This window comes from Sphingobacterium sp. UBA6320 (assembly GCF_002440335.1).
Taxonomy (GTDB): domain Bacteria; phylum Bacteroidota; class Bacteroidia; order Sphingobacteriales; family Sphingobacteriaceae; genus Sphingobacterium.
Genome location: NZ_DJTA01000011.1, coordinates 18,187 through 36,235, shown reverse-complemented (window position 1 = coordinate 36,235; position 18,049 = coordinate 18,187). Strand labels below are relative to the sequence as shown.

Genomic DNA, 18,049 nt, shown 5'->3' with positions numbered 1-18,049 from the left:
TTTTCCTTTTTTTTAATTAAAATGATTTGATCGTGTACTACAATGTTTATAATTATAAGTTTCACACTATTTTCCTGTTTTTTTTTACTTTACTTCATCGTGTAAACAGAACTATACTTCGATAATTTTTCTGTACTTCTGATATTGGAAGGTTCGCTTTCGTTTTTCATACGGTCGAGTGCTGTCACAAAATAATAATACTGCTCTTTTGGATTGATATCAATATCGGTATACTGCAGATCATCTTCATGATAAGTAATGTGGATGATCTTGCTGCTATTGTTTAAGTCTAGTTTTTCCCCCTCCTTGAAACGATATACCACATAGCCATAAGCTGACTCACCATCTGCAGCACGATCAGGTTTTTGCCATACGAGATTATTCATTCTTTTATTATCTGATGGTTTTAGTTGTAATCCAAAAGGAGCATGCGGTGGAATGCTATCAATCCATGGCATAGTTGGTGGTAAAGAAGATGCGTGATACAAATTACGTTGAAGCGAATCTTGTAATCCAGCGAGATTATCGGTTAATGATTTGGAACTAAAGAAAATACTGCCTTGGACATTTGGCTGTTCGCGTAGATAACGAATTTGCCGCGGAATTTGGCTCCGGTCGGTCCATCCTGGTTTTTTTTCATTTACCCGGTACGCTCCATGTCCGATATAAAAATGACGGCCATAAGTATGATTTTGCCACCATGCTACTAATATTTCATAGGCTGCAGCGCGGTTTTGAAATGGAAAATAAATCTGAGGATTGATATAATCGATCCATCCCTCTTTGATCCACTTTACACCATCGGCAAAAAGAGTTCGGTAACCGCTTAGACCATGGGTATTAGAACCATCTTTATTTGCATCTTTATTGTCCCAAATACCAAATGGACTAACGCCATATTTGATGCAGGGCTTCTTGGCCTTAATCGCAATTCCTAGATCACGTATGAGTATATCTACATTGTTTCTTCTCCAATCATCGATATTCGAAAAATTGTTGGCATATTGCCCGAATGTGATGCGATCAGGTATCGGAGTGTTACGACTATCAGGATAGGGGTAGAAATAATCATCAAAGTGGATTCCATCAATGTCATAATTATTGACCACGTCCATGATGACACCAATTATATATTCACGAACCTCAGGAATACCTGGATTGAATAGTTTTTTGCCTGCATAAGTAAAAAACCATTCAGGTTTCTTTTTGGTAATATGATCTTCAGAAAAATGATTGGGATTGAGTGTTGTAGATGCACGATAAGGATTAATCCATGCATGTAATTCCATTCCTCTTTTGTGACACTCGTCGATAATGAAATCCAAAGGATCATAGAATGGATCGGGAGCTTTTCCTTGTTTACCTGTTAAATAACGACTCCATCCCTCTCTTCCACGACCGTAAAAAGCATCTGCCGATGGTCGTATCTGAAAAAGAATGGTATTCATACCTGATTTTTTGTGCTCATCCAAAATATGAATAAGTTCTTGCTTTTGTTTTTCAACATTGGTGCCTGTGGCCAGTGTGGGCCAATCAATATTTCCGACAGTGGCAATCCAAACACCACGAACTTCTCGTTTGGGGCTAGGTTGGGCGCATAAAAGTTGTGCTGTTAGTGCGATTAGAAAAAATACTCCAAGTAAGTGCAGAACGTGTTTAAATCTCATTTGTTTAATGATAAGTTAACAAAGATAATTAAGCTTTATTGATAAAGTATTAAATCTTTGTAAGAACTTTGTTGTTGTTTTATATTCTGTAAATTGCAATGTTTTTGGACTGTCCTAAAAACATGATTTTGATAGCGCTTTATAACTATAGAATGAGCAAAGAACAAATTTCCGTTTTTGATATGTTTAAAATTGGTATAGGACCTTCCAGTTCGCATACCTTAGGCCCATGGCGAGCTGCACAGCAATTTACGAAAGTATTGCATGATAAAGCTGTGCTCGATATGGTGGAGTCTGTCAAAATTTTACTCTATGGTTCTTTAGCGAAAACAGGGACAGGACACGGAACAGATATTGCAGTCCTTTTGGGATTAAGTGGAGATGATCCCGTTACTTTTGATGTCAATCAAGTAACTCCAAAAGTAGAACATATCAAATCTGTACATGAATTGAGATTGGCAGGTACCCATCCAATCTCTTTCTCCTATCAGGAAGACTTACTTTTTCTTTATAGCGAAAGTTTACCCTATCATCCTAATGCAGTTACTTTTCAGGCTTTTTTAAAAGATGGTAAAGCACTTAGTGAGACCTATTATTCGATTGGCGGTGGATTTGTGGTACAGGATAATGAAACAAGTAACACTTCTACAGAGGTTGATTTACCTTTTCCAGTTGAAACCGCGCAGGACTTATTGCACTGGTGCCGGAAGACTGGATTGAAAATATCTGAACTCGTTTTAGAAAACGAACATGCTTGGCGTGAAGAAGCAGAAACGCGTGCTGGTGTTTTAAATATATATAAAACAATCTATGAGTGTATATATCGAGGCTGTCATACCTCTGGTACTCTTCCTGGGGGGTTAAATGTTGAAAGGAGAGCTGCAAAGCTAAATCATCGATTGCTTAAGGATCGTACTTATCATGATTATGACAGTTGGATCGCTGCTATAAAAGCCGGTGGAGAAAATTTTCAGTATATCTTGGATTGGGTAAGTTGTTTTGCTTTGGCTGTTAATGAGGAAAATGCTTCTTTTGGTCGAGTTGTGACCGCACCAACGAATGGTGCTTCAGGTGTAATTCCTGCAGTATTACAATATTATATCACCTTTCATCATGGTGGTTCTGAGGATAAAATCATTCAGTTTATATTAACAGCATCAGAGATTGGGTCAATCTTTAAAAAAGGAGCTACGATTTCCGCTGCTATGGGTGGTTGCCAGGCAGAGATTGGAGTCTCATCAGCAATGGCTGCAGGTGCATTAACAGAGTGTCTTGGAGGGTCTCAAAGACAGGTGCTAATGGCAGCAGAAATAGCGATGGAACATCATTTAGGTTTGACGTGCGATCCGATCGGTGGATTGGTTCAGATTCCTTGTATTGAGCGTAATACAATGGGAGCGATCAAAGCCATTACAGCTGCACAATTGGCTTTACAGTCCAATCCTGATAAAGCTAAAGTAAGTTTGGATGCGGTCGTAAAGACCATGTGGGAAACGGCTTTAGATATGAATGTTAAATATAAAGAAACAGCAGATGGTGGATTGGCTGTACAAATACCACTAAGTTTACCCGAATGTTAATTTTTCAGATTGTTAGCGCGCCATATTCAGCTACTCGGTTGGCAGAAATACAGGGTGAATATGAGCCACGATCTTTAAAGAATAAATAGTAATATATATGAAATATTGTGCTATTGCCTCTGGCAGTAATGGAAATTGTTATTATGTCGCTAAAGGCGATACGGCTATTTTAATTGATGCTGGCATAAACAGTAAGCACATACATCTGCGTATGTATAACTTGGGCATATTGCCTACACAAATTAAAGCCGTATTCATCACACATGAGCACAGCGATCATATTCGTGGTTTATCTGTCTTTGTCAAAAAGTATAATATACCTGTATATATCACAAATGGAAGTTATGAAGGTACACGCTTGCATCTTCCATCACATTTGGTTCATATCATCGCACCAGATGCGGTGACAGAAATTGGTGACATGAAAATTTATGGTATTCCAAAGTACCATGATGCTAAAGAGCCATGCAGTTTTTTGGTTTCAGACGGAGCGCATAATATTGGAATTTTAACCGATATCGGACGCCCTTGCAAAAATGTTGAACATGTGATTAAGCATGTTGATGTGCTGTTATTAGAATCTAATTTTGACGAAGAGATGCTGAAAAATGGTCGTTACTCTTACTTTTTAAAAAATAGAATTAGTAGTGGTTGGGGTCACCTTTCCAATACTGTCGCTCTAGATTTGTTTAACACACATCGTACATCCAGATTAAAGCACTTGATGTTAACCCATCTTTCTGGCGAAAATAACAGCGTAGAACTTGTTCACGAAACTTTTAGATCGCACTGTGAAGATATTTTACTTTCAGTGGCAACTCGCTATGAGGAAACCGAAGTTTTTGATGTAATCAATTTGAATACCTTTCAACATGATATGAGATCAAGTATGTGTGGTTAACGAATCCGTTTGGTTAATTGTTTATGGGTTGTTTAGTACTGCATTGCCAGTAATAAAATGCCTGTAGGTTTTTAAAGGACTATAGCAGTATCAAGGTATCGGATATTTCGTAAGTGCGAATTGCACTTCTATTAGGAGTATAGATGAAGTATTCATCAAGCATAAATTAGATACTTGGAAAATAGTGTTTCGAGTAGAACGTTATCTGCCTGTCATTTTCGTGCGTTATAAAATTTTGGAGGTACCTTTTGTACCGTTAAATGCTTTCAAAAAAACAAATGGTCATAATTCCTTTGTGAATAAACCTACTGCAGAGGTAGATAAACTTATGACTGCTGAAATATTTGATGCGTTAGTAATTCGCGATGGTCAGCTTTGTCATTACGAAGAATAGAATTTTTCTGATGTGAAACCTGCTGAATTCTAGATTTTGATGATGAGGTGGATTGGGTATAATAAGTTTTTGATAGAAGTCGTATTTTTTTTTTGCGTATATTCTATTTGTCGATTTTTAAGGGAGGAAAATCTAATAGGGAGTCTGAAAGGCTATATCAAGTAGTTGGTGAGTTCATTTGCTACATTTTTGAGGTGTGTTGTCCCGTTTTACTATGGTGTATCAGTAGATACTGAGATTAAATGTAACATGGTATTCAGACGCCTTATTATTGCGGGTTTTCTTATCGCATACGCGTTCTATTATTGTTGCGCTATGGTAGATTTTATATGCGCATATGCAGGTAGAGGTAAGGTAATACCGTCATTTTCGTATATGTAATATAATGCATGCGCCAAACAGATGAGAAACTCGCGAATAGCAATAATCTTATCTCCAAATTGTGCATTGTCTAGAGATCTTTTCAAAGTTAGTTGTTCCATTAATTCATCCATGATCTTATACCATTTTCTTAATGAATGATAAGAGAAAAACTTACAAATCAAATCGTAGGGATTTTTTTTGTCATTACAGGTGAATTTAGGTCCATACGAGTAGTTGAAGTAATCGTTTCTTGTCGCGAATAATTTTAAAGGATTCTGGTGTTTCGTGAGGCCACATTGTTTGAAAATGACATAGGCAACTTCAATCTGTTTGATCATTTGATTACAATTGTAACCATTTTCGGGATGACCTCCAGTGGACATTGCAGGATAGGCCCCACTTATAACAAAGAGATGGATATCATTTTGCCAGTTAATGAGATCGGTTTGGTTGCGGAAAAAATCATGGATGTAGAGCATCGGATTATCGATAATCTGCTTAGTTAAGTAGCGAAAATTTTTCGCTTTTAGTTTCTTTTGTGTATTTTTCATAATCATTAGTTAAGTTATGCTTCTGGTAGAAGCTATTATATTATAGTTGTTTGTTAAAAATAGGATATTATAATATCTTTTACAAATTAAATTAAAAATAATGTCTGGTATTAAAGAACGTGTCCTGTTAATCGCGGAAAGTAAAGGGATCAATAAAGCAGTTTTCTTTGAAGAATTAGGGCTTTCATATGCTAACTTTAAAGGTGTGCAAAAATATTCCGCACTAAGTTCAGATACGATGGTCATTATTTTAAATAAGTATGTCGATATAAGCCCTGTATGGCTCTTGATGGGGATTGGGGAAATGTATAAGAATGATTTTGGTAATATGAGAGATCATGCAATCCCTTATCAACAGACCGTTGCTTCGCAAGATAAAGATAGTCTGATGGTCGATTCTATGAATAAAGTGATCAATGCGCTAGAGCAGACAATACGTAGTCAAGAGAAAACAATTCTTGCTCTTGAAAAACAAATAAGTTTTTTAGAGAAAAAATGATTTTGGATATTATTTTATCCTTTTGTTTTAACACACTTAAACATAGCTATTGCACTTACAAACTTATCTACCATTATATTCAATAATAATTCAAAAAAATAACGGATTAAAAGAAATTTATTGCTGAGATTTTAGCTTATTTTGTTTAATGAAGGTATTCTGTTTATAAAGTACTGTCCTTCTTGAAATCTTTTAATATCTACTAATACTGCGTTTATGTTGCAAAGACTATATTTTTTGTTTACTGTATTAATTTGTTTTATTACTCTGGATACTTTTGCTCAATCGGCCGGTGATCGTCCTGTCTATACATCAGAATGGGGGCATCTTTATCGTGCTGAAGATAATGAAAGAGATTTATTGGGTATTTTTTCTACGGAAGCGCCGATTTACGTTTTGGATTCTAATCAGACACAGTATAAGGTGAAAGTGAGTAATGGAGATATTGGTTTTATCAAAAAGCAACCACTTCAAAAGGCGATGTCTGGGAAGAGATCGGAGGGTGAACCTGCTCAATATTTTTATCGAGGTAGTCAAGGAAGTCAATGTCCTCATTTTTTTGTTCAGGTATCTGAATTACGGGTGCGAAAAGCTCCAAATGTGGCTAGTATAGCTGTTAGAAGAGCCAGATTGAATGAATTGATTTGTGTGGATTACATTCCGCTTTATTCGGACGGTTGGGTATATATTGGTGATCATTTTCATGAAAAACCTGAATTCATTCAGGCTAAATTTTTAGGTACTGAATTAACTTACGCTAAAGTGTTGAAGGATTATCTTGAGGTAAGAGGTAAAGACCAAAAGCAAGAAATGGTATTGGCAGGAAGGCTGCGGGAAATCGCTTGGACTGATGATAAAAAATTAAAAGAGGCTCTGACTTTTTGGAAACAATCATTTGAAAATGCTGGTGTAAAAGATCCAAAAATAGATATAGATTTTGAATTGCTTGTCGCGGAAAGGTTTCAAAATAGACCAACATTTGATGCTATCATGAGTCAAGTAGAGGCACTTCGTATGCACTTCGATTGGAAGGGAATGCTTCTTTATGATGGAAAGATAACGGATAATCAGATGAAACAATTGGGTATGAAAAGGGTGGAAGAGATTCCTAATATGCCCGAATGTGGATGGGAACCGAAATATTATTATCAATCTCCATCATCTATTGTCGCATTTGAAGAAAATAACAAGGGTGAGTTAGTCGGGTCTGTCTATCAAACCTCCTTCCTGGAAGGTGTAGTATTACGGATTGGTCAGGAACGTGTGGATGCTAACTATGATGAACGGGAATTTGTTGAAAAATTCGGACACTTATTGACCGTCACCTGGATAGATACTCCGCATGTCTATCATATCCCAAATGGCGACGCCGGCCTCTTTATCATTACTTTTGAAAATGGAAAAGCTGTTCGATATGAATGTATGTTTTATTGTTAGGAAGGTTAGATGTTGAACATGTTGGATCATTAAAAAGGTTAGGTAAATGTTGAAAATAAAGGGCCTACAGTTTGTAAGTCCTTTATTTTTTAAACCAGTTCCATAGCGAATAGATTGGCAATATGTCTTTTTAATTTGTCTTTTACTTCATTTATATTGGGTTTATAGCCCAACTCTCTTTCCATAGAAGTGACATCTTTGTCATCAATACCACAAGGTACGATATTTCCAAAATAGCTTAAATCTGCATTTACATTAAATGCAAATCCATGCATAGTGACCCATCGGCTTGCTCTGACACCCATTGCACATATTTTACGTGCTTTTTCGTTATCAGCATCTATCCATACACCTGTGAAACTCGGATATCTTCCTGCTTGAATACCGTAGTCTTGCAAAGTCAGGATAATAGCTTCTTCTAATGTGCGCAGATATAAATGGATATCTGTAAAGAAATTATCTAAGTCGAGTATGGGATATCCTACGATCTGTCCAGGACCATGATAGGTAATATCTCCTCCGCGATTAATTTTGTAATAGCGAGCTTCTTTTTCTTCTAATGCTTTTTGATCGAGTAATAAATGTTCTGGTTTACCCGATTTCCCTAAGGTGTAAACATGGGGATGCTCGTTAAAAATTAAATAGTTTTCCGTTGACAATTCGGTGTTGTTAACACGATTATCATGCTTTATTGCTAAGGTTTTCTTAAAAATCTCTTCTTGTCTATCCCAAGCTTCTTGATAGTCTACTAAGCCCCAGTCGATAAATGTTACTTTCTTATTTTGCATATTGATATGGCTTTATGCCATTTATACTTTTGTAAAGAATTAAAATACACTTGGTTATTGTCTTCAATGTGATGTTATCCAAGCGTATTTTAGATATAAAAATTTAAATTAGTAAAGCAGATTATTGTAAGGATAGCGCGCATTGTGCATATCTACAATGATTTCGTAAAGCTTCTGTTTGAACTCTTCCAAATGTGTTTTGTTTGTTGCGGAAATAAAAATAGCAGGATCAGCATTTTTTGCCATCCAACTGTTTTCAAAATCTTCTAATGTAACAGTACGTTCGCCGTCTTCTCCTTCTTCAACTGTGGGAACAAATGCATCTATTTTGTTAAAGACGGTAATAACGGGCTTATCCAATGCGCCTATATCTTTTAATGTTTCATTTACTGCTTGTATATGATCCTCAAAATTGGGATGCGAAATATCTACTACATGGATCAAAACATCTGCTTCGCGAACTTCATCTAAAGTGGATTTGAAACATTCTACCAAATGATGCGGTAGTTTGCGAATGAATCCAACTGTATCCGATAATAGGAAAGGTAAATTGTCGATAACGACTTTACGCACTGTTGTATCTAAAGTAGCAAATAACTTATTTTCAATCAATACATCTGATTTTGAAATCATATTCATGATGGTAGATTTCCCAACGTTGGTATAACCCACTAATGCAACACGGATCATGTCGCCACGATTCTTACGTTGGGTTTCATTTTGTTTGTCAATGGTTTCTAATCGATCTTTGAAAACACTGATTTTGTTAAGGATAATCCTTCTATCCGTTTCAATCTGACTTTCACCCGGGCCACGCATACCGATACCACCGCGTTGACGCTCTAAGTGGGTCCACATACGTGTTAATCTTGGTAAAAGGTATTGTAATTGCGCTAATTCTACTTGTGTCTTTGCTTGCGCACTTTTTGCGTGGCTGGCAAAGATATCCAAGATGAGGTTGGAACGATCTAATATTTTGACTTTGAGCTCACGCTCGATATTTCGAAGTTGTGAAGGTGTCAATTCATCATCAAACACGACCATGTCAATTTCTTCGGCGATGACAAAAGCTTGGATTTCTTCCAATTTTCCACTGCCCACAAATGTTGCTCGGTCTGGATAGGCCAGTTTTTGTGTAAAAATGCCTTTTGTGACGCCGCCTGCTGTTTGCACTAAAAATTCAAGTTCCTCTAGGTATTCTTGAGCCTTTGTTTCAGCTACTCCCTGTGGAATAACGCTCACGAGAATTGCGGTTTCTGGTTTTACTGCGGTATCGTATATTTTGATTTTTGCCATTATTTTCTGTTATAGTTTTGTATTGTATATTAAACTTGTGGAAATGTTAGCCTCAAGGCTTGACAAATAGAGGATGAAAGGATCAGTTTTCATATCACGAAGTCCTAATAATAATACAAAGATAATCGTTTTTAGTTTAATTGTTTTATTTGGAAAGCTTATCCCTTCATTTTATTAATAGAGCTTATGAGCTGTTTTAGAAAGAAATAGCAAGTGCGCGAATGTTTATGAAATCTTATCCCAAGTGATACCATCCGTTTTTCTTGCGAGGTACTGTCTGAGTAATGCATGCCGTTCTTCTATCATTTCAGGATCTTCTTTGAAGATGTCTATGACTGAGTTTCGTGCTTCGGATAACAGTTGTTGGTCGGTAGCGAGGTTTGCTAACTTTAATTCTAATACACCTGACTGTTGCGTGCCAGAGATATCGCCTGGGCCCCGAAGTTCTAGATCTACTTCTGCAATTTCAAATCCATCATTGGTACGTACCATGGTATTCAACCTTAATTTTCCTTCTTTACTAAGCTTATTTCCTGACATCAGTATGCAAAAGGACTGCTCTGCTCCCCGACCTACACGTCCTCTTAATTGGTGGAGTTGTGAGAGACCAAAACGTTCCGAATTTTCAATCACCATAACGGATGCATTGGGCACATTGACCCCGACTTCGATAACGGTGGTTGCAACCATGATCTGGGTTTCATGTTTTACAAAACGTTGCATTTCAAAATCTTTGTCCTTGACTGGCATTTTGCCATGTACAATACTAATTTTATAATCAGGAAGTGGAAATTCACGTTGTATATTTTCCAATCCTGCCTCTAAGTATAATAGATCTAGTTTTTCACTTTCTTTGATCAGTGGAAATACAACATAAACTTGTCGGCCTTTTGCGATCTCTTCACGCATGAGGCCAAACATGCGTAGTCGGGAGCTTTCAAAAAAATGTACGGTCTTAATGGGTTTTCTTCCTGCCGGAAGTTCGTCTATAACAGAAATATCCAAATCGCCATACATGGTCATGGCCAGCGTGCGGGGTATTGGTGTTGCAGTCATCACGAGCATATGTGGTGGGATACTATTTTTACGCCACAATTTAGCCCGCTGTTCTACGCCAAAGCGATGTTGTTCATCGATGACGACAAAACCCAGATTCTTGAATTGTACTTTATCTTCGATTAAGGCGTGGGTTCCGATGAGAATATCTAAAGTACCATTTTCTAATTCTTCATGGATGACACGACGCTGTTTTGTTGTGGTTGAGCCAGTTAATAATTTGATGTTGCAGATGTCCTCACCGAGTAATTCTTTCAATCCGGTAAAGTGTTGTGTCGCTAATATCTCCGTTGGTGCCATCATGCAGGCTTGAAAACCGTTGTCGATAGCTAAGAGCATGGTCAAGAGTGCAACCACCGTTTTTCCGGATCCTACATCTCCCTGTACTAAACGGTTCATTTGCGCTCCAGTCACCGTATCTTGTCGGATTTCTTTAACGACACGTTTTTGTGCATTTGTTAATGGAAATGGGATACGTTCTTTGAAAAAAGTATTAAACTTGTCACCTACTTTAGAGAAAATCTGCCCTCTGAATTTTTTAGTGTTGAGCTGTTTGTTTTTTAGTAATTTGAGTTGAATATAGAATAATTCATCAAATTTGATTCGCTTGATTGCTTGAGTCAGTTCTTCCTGGCTCTGTGGAAAATGAATAGCAACGGTTGCCCGGGCTTGATCCATCAGTTGATGTTTTTCCAATAGGTATGCCGGCATTTGCTCGGGAAGTTGACGAAATACAGTTTCTAATGCTGTTTGCTGTAGTTTTTGAATTCCTTTACTGTCTAAATTGAATTTTTTAAGTTTTTCAGTGGAAGAATAGACCGGCTGTAGCGTCATGTTCCCTAAGTTTTTTGCTTGGGCTTGATATGGCTCCATTTCGGGATGTGTGATGGATATTTGTCCGTTAAAAACGGATGGTTTTCCATACATCACATATACTGCACCTACTTTTAACGATTTCTGGAGCCAGGTAATGGACTGAAACCATACTAACTCGATGCTTCCAGTTTCATCTTTGAATTGTCCAACTAATCTTTTGCCTTTTTTCTCTCCAACTTCTTTAAGTCCAATAAGTCTTCCTAATACCTGAGCAGAGTACATATCGGCATCAAGCTGTCTTATTTTATGAAAGACAGTACGGTCAATGTAGCGAAAAGGATAGTAGCTGAGCAGATCACCAATAGTGAAAATCTGCAATTCTTTCTTAATTACATCAGCTTTCTGAGGGCCTACGCCTTTCAGATATTCTATGGGGGTTATTAAAGATAAATCAGCCATTCTTCTAATTCGCTAATTTAAGGAATTTACTTAAAATTTTAGCAAAGTACTGTTATTGTTTGGTCATTTGTCTTGATTTAACGACATCATGTTGAGGTTTTGATTGATAATTGGCTGATAAAATACGCTTTTTAAAATTGGAATGGTTAACCGTGATGGATCATAAATGAAACTAGGTTATTGACTTGAAGAAATAACAGTAAATGTATAGGTCTAAAATAATAAAAAATGGGGGTGATCATGATTTATGATCCACCCCCGCTCTTGTTATAGTATATTAATTTCGATTAAAAATTTCCTTTATTGACATCCCACCAGAGACGTGTGCCGCCATGATCGGCACCGCCAAGTAATGAAATGGCATTTTGTACTTCAGTCGCATTGGTGTTATACTCATTTTGCGGGAATGGTAAACGACGAATCTGAATCTTAGTGTCGATCAGACCAGCACTATTGTTAACCGCAACAGGGAATAGTTTTGGATATCCAGTTCTCCGGAATTCACTCCATGCTTCTTGTCCTTCAGGAAAGATAGCCAACCACTTTTGGGTAATGATGCGTTCCAGTTTTTCTTCATTAGTGGCTGCATCATTCCATTGGATGGTTAAGCTTGTCGGTGAGTCTGCATTATTGCTGGCGTTAAATGGATCAACGTAGGCATCAGCTTTACTGGTATTGTCTTGTAAATATGTGGCTAGACCACTTACACCCCACTGTGCAAAAGAGGTTTCAACACCTTTTTCATAAAGAGATTTTGCTGTTCCACCAACATTTGCCCAACCTCTTAGGGCTGCTTCGCTACGTAAGAAATACACTTCTGCTGCAGTCATTAAAATGGGTGCAGTGGTTGCAGTAAATGATGGTGTACTCCCATTTGTATTTAAAGCAGATAATACTTGGTATTTATCTTTTTCAATAGCTGCGGCACCTGTGCGGATACCAATGTATTTTCCAGCAAATCCTGTTGTCAGTTTATCAACCGCTACGGACTCCATATATTTGGAAATACGAGGATCTTTGTAACCCGTCATGTAAGATTGTAAGGAAGCATTCATACGTGTATCTGCCCAGTTTTTTGAAATAAACCAAAGTGGATTGCTAAATGTACCATCTGTAGGAACTTTAATTTTAAAGTTTTCACTATTTGCTTCAATAACTCCACCATTTGCAGGGTCCAACGCTTTTTCGGCTTGTATTTTTGCTAATTGTGGATCTGCTTTTACAATACGAATTGCAAGTCTTAAGCGAAGAGAATTGGCCAATTTTAACCAATTTTTGAATCGGGATTGGTTATCCATATTTGGGTAGACCAAATCAATTTCTTCGATTTTATCTGTCATTGGACTTTCTGAACTAAAGGCTTTTAAGGCTGTAGTAGCTTCGTCCAATTCTGTAAAGAAGGCGTTATAAAGATCGGATTGTTTGTCATAAGGAACGTCACCTGATGTGCCTACTTTACTGTAAGGGATGGGGCCATAAATGTCGGTTACACGGTTGGCCGCTGCAACTTTAATTACTTTTGCTGCTCCCCCAAGAGCTGGATAGGTTTTATCCAATCCGTTTTTTTGTAATTTATCAATAGATTTGATCACATCTAGATAAAGAACTTTAAACGGTTCGCCATTCCAACCATTCACCATAGCATAATTCAGATTGTTTTGACCACTATTGAAAGGTGTAGGGGACATAAAGTAACCGGAGAATACATCTGCATTTAGATTTTGCTGAAGTTGGTATGAATTTGGATCACCGCCTCCAGAGAAATTGTAAATGGCCATTTGGGCTGTTTTGAAGAATAAGACCAGATCTTTCCCATCGGCAGCGAGATCTTCATCGGTTAATCCGGTGTTGTTTTTGTTGTATTCTTCAAAGTTTTTTGTACAGCTGCTCATAGCACTTCCTAGTACTACACAGGCTAACATCAACTTACTTATATTTTTGAAATTGTATTTCATCGTTGTTTTTTTAAAATGTTGCATTCAAAGTAAGACCATAGTTACGGGTTGGTGGCATCATAAAGATATCTACACCGCTTAGGGTATTACCGGTAGACATGGTTACTTCTGGATCAAATGGTGCTTTCTTAGTCAAGTAGAATAGATTTCTACCTACTGCTGAAACGCGTAGTTTTTTAAAGAAACTGTCATTGATATTAAAATCATATCCTAATACCAATTCACGTAGTCTAACAACTGTTCCATCGTAGATATATTGGCTACTTACAGGTCCCATTCCACCGACAGTGGTATACCATTTTTCGGCATCAACATTGGTCACTGTAATACCTGAAGCTGTGATGCCATTAATAGCAACTCCGCCATTTGCACGGGCATCGCCACTTGTTTTTGAAACACCGTAACCGTCAAGAAGCGCTTGTGTGATGGACATGACTTCGTAGTCAAATTTGCCGTCGATCAAGAAACTTAAATTGAAGTTTTTATAATTGAAGCTATTGTTCCATCCCATTTGCCAAATTGGATTTGAGTTGCCTAACTTAGTATAGTTTGAATTCTTTTGTGGAGATCCATCTTCAGATACTAGAATACGTCCTTGATCGTCACGCGCAAAATCTTGTCCATAAATATCTCCGAAAGAACCGCCAACTTCAAATTTGGAAGCATAGTTATTACGTCCATCTCCGGTCAATGCAAATTCTTTAATGCGATCATCTAACTTGATAATTTTGTTTTTGTTATACGTAAAGTTTAAACTTGTTGTCCACGTGAAGTTGTCATTTTTGATGGCATCTAATGATACTAATGCTTCAACTCCTTGATTTTGGATATCACCAGCATTGATAGCATATTGATCATACAATGATGCTTGACTAGCCGCAATTTTGAAGAACTGATTTTTCGTATTTGTTTTGTAATAAGTGACATCTACATTTAAGCGGTTGTTCCACATACGCCATTCAGTACCAATTTCCAATGAATGGGTTTTTTCTGGCTTCAAACCTTTGAGAAATGCGATATCATTAAGATTGATGACCCCGTATGCATTGAGGTTATTGGTCAATAAAGTGGTATAAGGTGGTAAATCATTTCCAACGATAGCATACGATCCTCTAATTTTGGCCATGTTGACAAAATCGGGCATATTTAACTTGTCATTTAAAACGACACCTAGACCTACCGATGGGTAGAAGAATGAATTTGATTCTGTAAAAGCTAGGGTACTTGACCAATCGTTACGTGCTGTTAGATCCAGATATAACCACTGATCGTAGGATAAATTGGCACTAGCAAAGACCGATTGTAATTGTCTTCTGTTGTTCAATAGACCTGTTGGAGTTGGTGTAGTTGAATTTTGGATGATAAACTGATTTGGATATTGTAGACCAGCTGTACCACTGTTGTAATCGACACCTTCTGTCTTCCAGTCTGTGATACTGGTACCTACTACACCTGCAATTTGAAATTTATCGTTGAAATTGAAATTCATGTTGGCGATCAAATCCCCATATTGCTGAGTAATGGTTGTATTGGTATAACTATATCCTCCATTAGGTCGGGCTAAAATAGACTGTGTACCTGCATATGATTTTCTATCCCAAACTTCACTGGTACGATCGACACTTCCACGTGCTTGAACATTGATCCATGGTGCGATTTGATATTTGGCACTACCGTTTAACAATAGACGGTTTCTTTTTGAACTATTTTGATTTCTGTTGACGATCCACCAAGGGTTTTGTTGTGTGGTTGGGTCATCTGAGAGCGTAAACCAGTTTTGATCATAAAGATTGCGGCTTGGATTGAATTTCTCGAATTCTTTATAAGGAGAAATGTCAACACTGCGAGGCAATAAATAAAGTCCCACTAAAGGATTATAGTAAAAACCAGATGTCGGTGCATTGTCTAGTTTTTGAGTAATATAATTAGCACTTCCTTCTACCGTTAGTTTGTCGTCAAAAAACTTGGCGCTTTCTTTAAGATTGAAGTTGTGACGGGTCATGTCATTATTTGGCGTAATTCCTTTTGCTAAAGTGTTGGCGTAAGAGAAGTACGTTTGATTTTTCTCGTTTCCTCCAGATAATGTCAATGAGTTGGTGAAATTGCTACCCGTTCTTAGGAACTTGTTAACATTATCAAAGTTCGTTTGATCATTTTTTGCTCCCCAACTGGTTACACTTGTCGTGCTAGCATTGCCTCCGGATCCTTGCCCATATTGATTTTGAAATTCTGGTAACGAGGTTGCTTGCTCGATCTGTGCACTGGAGGAGAAGTTAACTGTGGTGCGGCCACCTTTTCCAGATTTGGTCGTGATTAAGATAACACCATTGGCTGCTTGACTACCATATAAAGCGGCAGCTGATGCTCCCTTTAGTACGGAAATATTCTCCACATCTTCGGGATTGATCATGGCAATAGGATCTCCAGGATCGCGTTGACCTCCAAATACATTGTCAGGTTGTGATCCTAATGTCTGATTATTGATCGGCACTCCATCAACAACATATAAAACTTGGTTATTTCCTGAAGCTGATTTGTTTCCCCTTAATACAACTTTGGCAGATCCACCTGGTCCGGATGAACTTGAAGCAATGTTGACACCTGCTACTTTACCATTTAGGTTATTGGCCAAATTGGTGCTTTTCACACGATTCAATTCGTCGCCTTTCAGTTGTTGGGTCGAATAGGTCAACGATTTTTGAGCGCGGCTGATCCCAAGTGCTGTTACAACCACACTTTCGAGTTGTTGTGTCTGCGGCACTAGACTTACGGTTACAGTAGTCTCATTTGGAGCAAGTGTTACGGTTTTGGTTTCATACCCAATAACACTGATGCTCAAAATACGATTTTTATCGTCAACGTTCACTTGGAAAACACCGCTAGCATCTGATGAGCTGGCTTTAGATGTTCCCAAAACTTTAATAGTAGCTCCCGCTATTGGTGAATTAGACTGGCCATCCACAATAGTACCCTTCACCTGCGTGTTTTGGGCAAGAAGTAAAGATGCTGAAAAGAGCATTGTTGGAACAATACCCAAGATCTTCAATGTTGTTTGTAATTTACTATTCATGTAGTAATATGTGTTATGATCTAATTATGTCTTTACACATTTCATAAGAATTGATTTATAAGCAATGGCTAATTCAATTTAGCTCATTGGTTAGTTAGGTGTCTTATATTGAATATAGGAGGGTACGTATCAGATAGACGTAAAATAAAATCAATATAATTTATTAGCGAGACGGTTTTTTCTCGTAATGGGAATCTAAAGTACTATTGTTCTGGAAATTTTGAAAGGATTTTATAACAAATGTGATACAGTATTTCTGTTTATCTTACCTATCTGTCTGTTTTACAGTTGATTTATTTTTTGTCATATTTTTTAGATATTTGTTATTATGTATCATAAGGTTCTTCTTATTTCAGAAATCACTATTTTCTATCTGGGAAGAATTTAGTGTAAGAAGACAGCCATGCTACTAAGCTATGACTGCCTTTTATTAAATAACGGTTGTGTTAATTACTTAGAGAGTTCGACGACAGGTTTATTATTGACACATTTTACGCCTGTCGGATACATATATTCACCCACTGGGCAATTTGGTTTTTCACCTTCAAGGATATTCTTTTTTAAAGAATTGTAAAGTGCAATATCTTTTTTGATTTCAATTAGGTTAGCTGTCGTTAAATAAGGGATATAATCAATTCCACAATCTTTTAAAAGTAAAGTAGTCGTCCAATTATTTGTTCCGTCGCACTTAAGGGTATTTAGATAATCGTCTATCCTAGTTTTTACAGGAATTATTTGTGCTTTGCTATCGGCTAAACTAAGATCTTTCATATATAATAGCTTGGCTTTTCCATTTTCACAGATAAGTTGAATAGGGGCAGAAACATGCCAAATGCCTTCTTCACAGGGTTCGTAGATAATTCCTTCTCGGATTCCTGCATCTATTCCTTTAGATTCAAGTTCACGATATTCATTCCAAAGTTTTTCAAATTGTGTTTTAATATGTTTGTGCACAGGGAAATAGCTGTGTCCATACCAATAATTTGCCGCCTTTTCAATGGTCCAATCGTTTAGGCTCTCGCATTTTTCTGAAGCAATGAGCTGCTCAATGGCTTCTCTTTTTTCTTTGGCTAGTTCACCCCATTGCAGTGAAGTTGTTTCATCTTTTTTACATGCGCTAACAAGTAAAATAAATAGCGTAAGATAGCTAAGCTGTTTGATCATGATCATAAAGGTTATAGATTTAAAATATAAGAATTGGACAGAGTATCAGTATT

13 protein-coding genes are annotated in these 18,049 nt (G+C 37.3%); 5 read left to right on the top strand and 8 right to left on the bottom strand.

All coding sequences use genetic code 11. The features are described 5' to 3' along the window. Positions 1 to 89: 89 nt before the first annotated feature. The gene (locus tag B3P23_RS06890; protein WP_293925212.1) at positions 90 to 1,667 is read right to left on the bottom strand and encodes a glycoside hydrolase family 10 protein; all 1,578 of its coding nucleotides are present in this window, start codon (positions 1,665 to 1,667) and stop codon (positions 90 to 92) included. A gap of 152 nt (positions 1,668 to 1,819) precedes the next feature. Between B3P23_RS06890 and B3P23_RS06885 the strand changes: the two genes are divergently transcribed. From B3P23_RS06885 to B3P23_RS06875, 3 genes are all read left to right on the top strand, one after another. Beyond that, positions 1,820 to 3,247, top strand: a complete 1,428-nt coding sequence (locus B3P23_RS06885) for an L-serine ammonia-lyase (protein ID WP_293925211.1) — start codon at positions 1,820 to 1,822, stop codon at positions 3,245 to 3,247. 97 nt (positions 3,248 to 3,344) lie between these two features. Then, complete coding sequence (locus tag B3P23_RS06880) at positions 3,345 to 4,148, top strand: MBL fold metallo-hydrolase (protein WP_293925210.1); 804 nt, start codon at positions 3,345 to 3,347, stop codon at positions 4,146 to 4,148. Between the two features lie 184 nt (positions 4,149 to 4,332). Further along, entirely contained in the window at positions 4,333 to 4,542 is a 210-nt protein-coding gene (locus B3P23_RS06875; protein WP_293925209.1) for a hypothetical protein, read from the top strand. 302 nt (positions 4,543 to 4,844) lie between these two features. Here B3P23_RS06875 and B3P23_RS06870 read toward each other — a convergent pair whose 3' ends face one another. After that, positions 4,845 to 5,456 (bottom strand): hypothetical protein, encoded by a 612-nt coding sequence (locus B3P23_RS06870; protein WP_293925208.1) that lies wholly within the window; start codon positions 5,454 to 5,456, stop codon positions 4,845 to 4,847. A gap of 100 nt (positions 5,457 to 5,556) precedes the next feature. Here B3P23_RS06870 and B3P23_RS06865 point away from each other — a divergent pair, with 100 nt between their 5' ends. Both B3P23_RS06865 and B3P23_RS06860 read left to right on the top strand, forming a co-directional pair. After that, positions 5,557 to 5,955, top strand: coding sequence for a hypothetical protein (locus B3P23_RS06865; RefSeq protein WP_293925207.1), 399 nt, complete (start codon positions 5,557 to 5,559; stop codon positions 5,953 to 5,955). Between the two features lie 237 nt (positions 5,956 to 6,192). After that, positions 6,193 to 7,392, top strand: a complete 1,200-nt coding sequence (locus B3P23_RS06860; RefSeq protein ID WP_293925206.1) for a hypothetical protein — start codon at positions 6,193 to 6,195, stop codon at positions 7,390 to 7,392. An 89-nt stretch (positions 7,393 to 7,481) separates the two neighbouring features. On the opposite strand, the gene lipB is transcribed toward B3P23_RS06860, so the two are convergent. The 6 genes from lipB to B3P23_RS06830 form a co-directional block, all read right to left on the bottom strand. Continuing rightward, positions 7,482 to 8,180, bottom strand: coding sequence for a lipoyl(octanoyl) transferase LipB (gene lipB, locus B3P23_RS06855; RefSeq protein WP_293925205.1), 699 nt, complete (start codon positions 8,178 to 8,180; stop codon positions 7,482 to 7,484). Positions 8,181 to 8,288: 108 nt separating this feature from the next. Beyond that, positions 8,289 to 9,476: a GTPase HflX gene (gene hflX, locus B3P23_RS06850; RefSeq protein WP_108158136.1), complete on the bottom strand. Its 1,188-nt coding sequence runs from the start codon at positions 9,474 to 9,476 to the stop codon at positions 8,289 to 8,291. Between the two features lie 225 nt (positions 9,477 to 9,701). Next, complete coding sequence (recG, locus tag B3P23_RS06845) at positions 9,702 to 11,807, bottom strand: ATP-dependent DNA helicase RecG (protein ID WP_293925204.1); 2,106 nt, start codon at positions 11,805 to 11,807, stop codon at positions 9,702 to 9,704. Between the two features lie 287 nt (positions 11,808 to 12,094). Next, positions 12,095 to 13,762, bottom strand: a complete 1,668-nt coding sequence (locus B3P23_RS06840) for a SusD/RagB family nutrient-binding outer membrane lipoprotein (RefSeq protein WP_293925203.1) — start codon at positions 13,760 to 13,762, stop codon at positions 12,095 to 12,097. 10 nt (positions 13,763 to 13,772) lie between these two features. Continuing rightward, the gene (locus B3P23_RS06835; protein WP_293925202.1) at positions 13,773 to 16,832 is read right to left on the bottom strand and encodes a SusC/RagA family TonB-linked outer membrane protein; all 3,060 of its coding nucleotides are present in this window, start codon (positions 16,830 to 16,832) and stop codon (positions 13,773 to 13,775) included. Positions 16,833 to 17,282: 450 nt separating this feature from the next. Next, positions 17,283 to 17,996 (bottom strand): hypothetical protein, encoded by a 714-nt coding sequence (locus tag B3P23_RS06830; RefSeq protein WP_293925201.1) that lies wholly within the window; start codon positions 17,994 to 17,996, stop codon positions 17,283 to 17,285. Positions 17,997 to 18,049: the final 53 nt, after the last annotated feature.

Excerpts from the sequence above, each read along its gene's own strand:
- B3P23_RS06880 (WP_293925210.1), top strand. The coding sequence starts at position 3,345 with ATGAAATATTGTGCTATTGCCTCTGGCAGTAATGGAAATTGTTATTAT.
- B3P23_RS06865 (WP_293925207.1), top strand. The coding sequence starts at position 5,557 with ATGTCTGGTATTAAAGAACGTGTCCTGTTAATCGCGGAAAGTAAAGGG.
- B3P23_RS06870 (WP_293925208.1), bottom strand. The coding sequence starts at position 5,456 with ATGAAAAATACACAAAAGAAACTAAAAGCGAAAAATTTTCGCTACTTA.
- lipB (WP_293925205.1), bottom strand. The coding sequence starts at position 8,180 with ATGCAAAATAAGAAAGTAACATTTATCGACTGGGGCTTAGTAGACTAT.
- B3P23_RS06840 (WP_293925203.1), bottom strand. The coding sequence starts at position 13,762 with ATGAAATACAATTTCAAAAATATAAGTAAGTTGATGTTAGCCTGTGTA.
- B3P23_RS06830 (WP_293925201.1), bottom strand. The coding sequence starts at position 17,996 with ATGATCAAACAGCTTAGCTATCTTACGCTATTTATTTTACTTGTTAGC.
- B3P23_RS06835 (WP_293925202.1), bottom strand. The coding sequence starts at position 16,832 with ATGAATAGTAAATTACAAACAACATTGAAGATCTTGGGTATTGTTCCA.
- hflX (WP_108158136.1), bottom strand. The coding sequence starts at position 9,476 with ATGGCAAAAATCAAAATATACGATACCGCAGTAAAACCAGAAACCGCA.
- B3P23_RS06890 (WP_293925212.1), bottom strand. The coding sequence starts at position 1,667 with ATGAGATTTAAACACGTTCTGCACTTACTTGGAGTATTTTTTCTAATC.
- B3P23_RS06885 (WP_293925211.1), top strand. The coding sequence starts at position 1,820 with ATGAGCAAAGAACAAATTTCCGTTTTTGATATGTTTAAAATTGGTATA.
- recG (WP_293925204.1), bottom strand. The coding sequence starts at position 11,807 with ATGGCTGATTTATCTTTAATAACCCCCATAGAATATCTGAAAGGCGTA.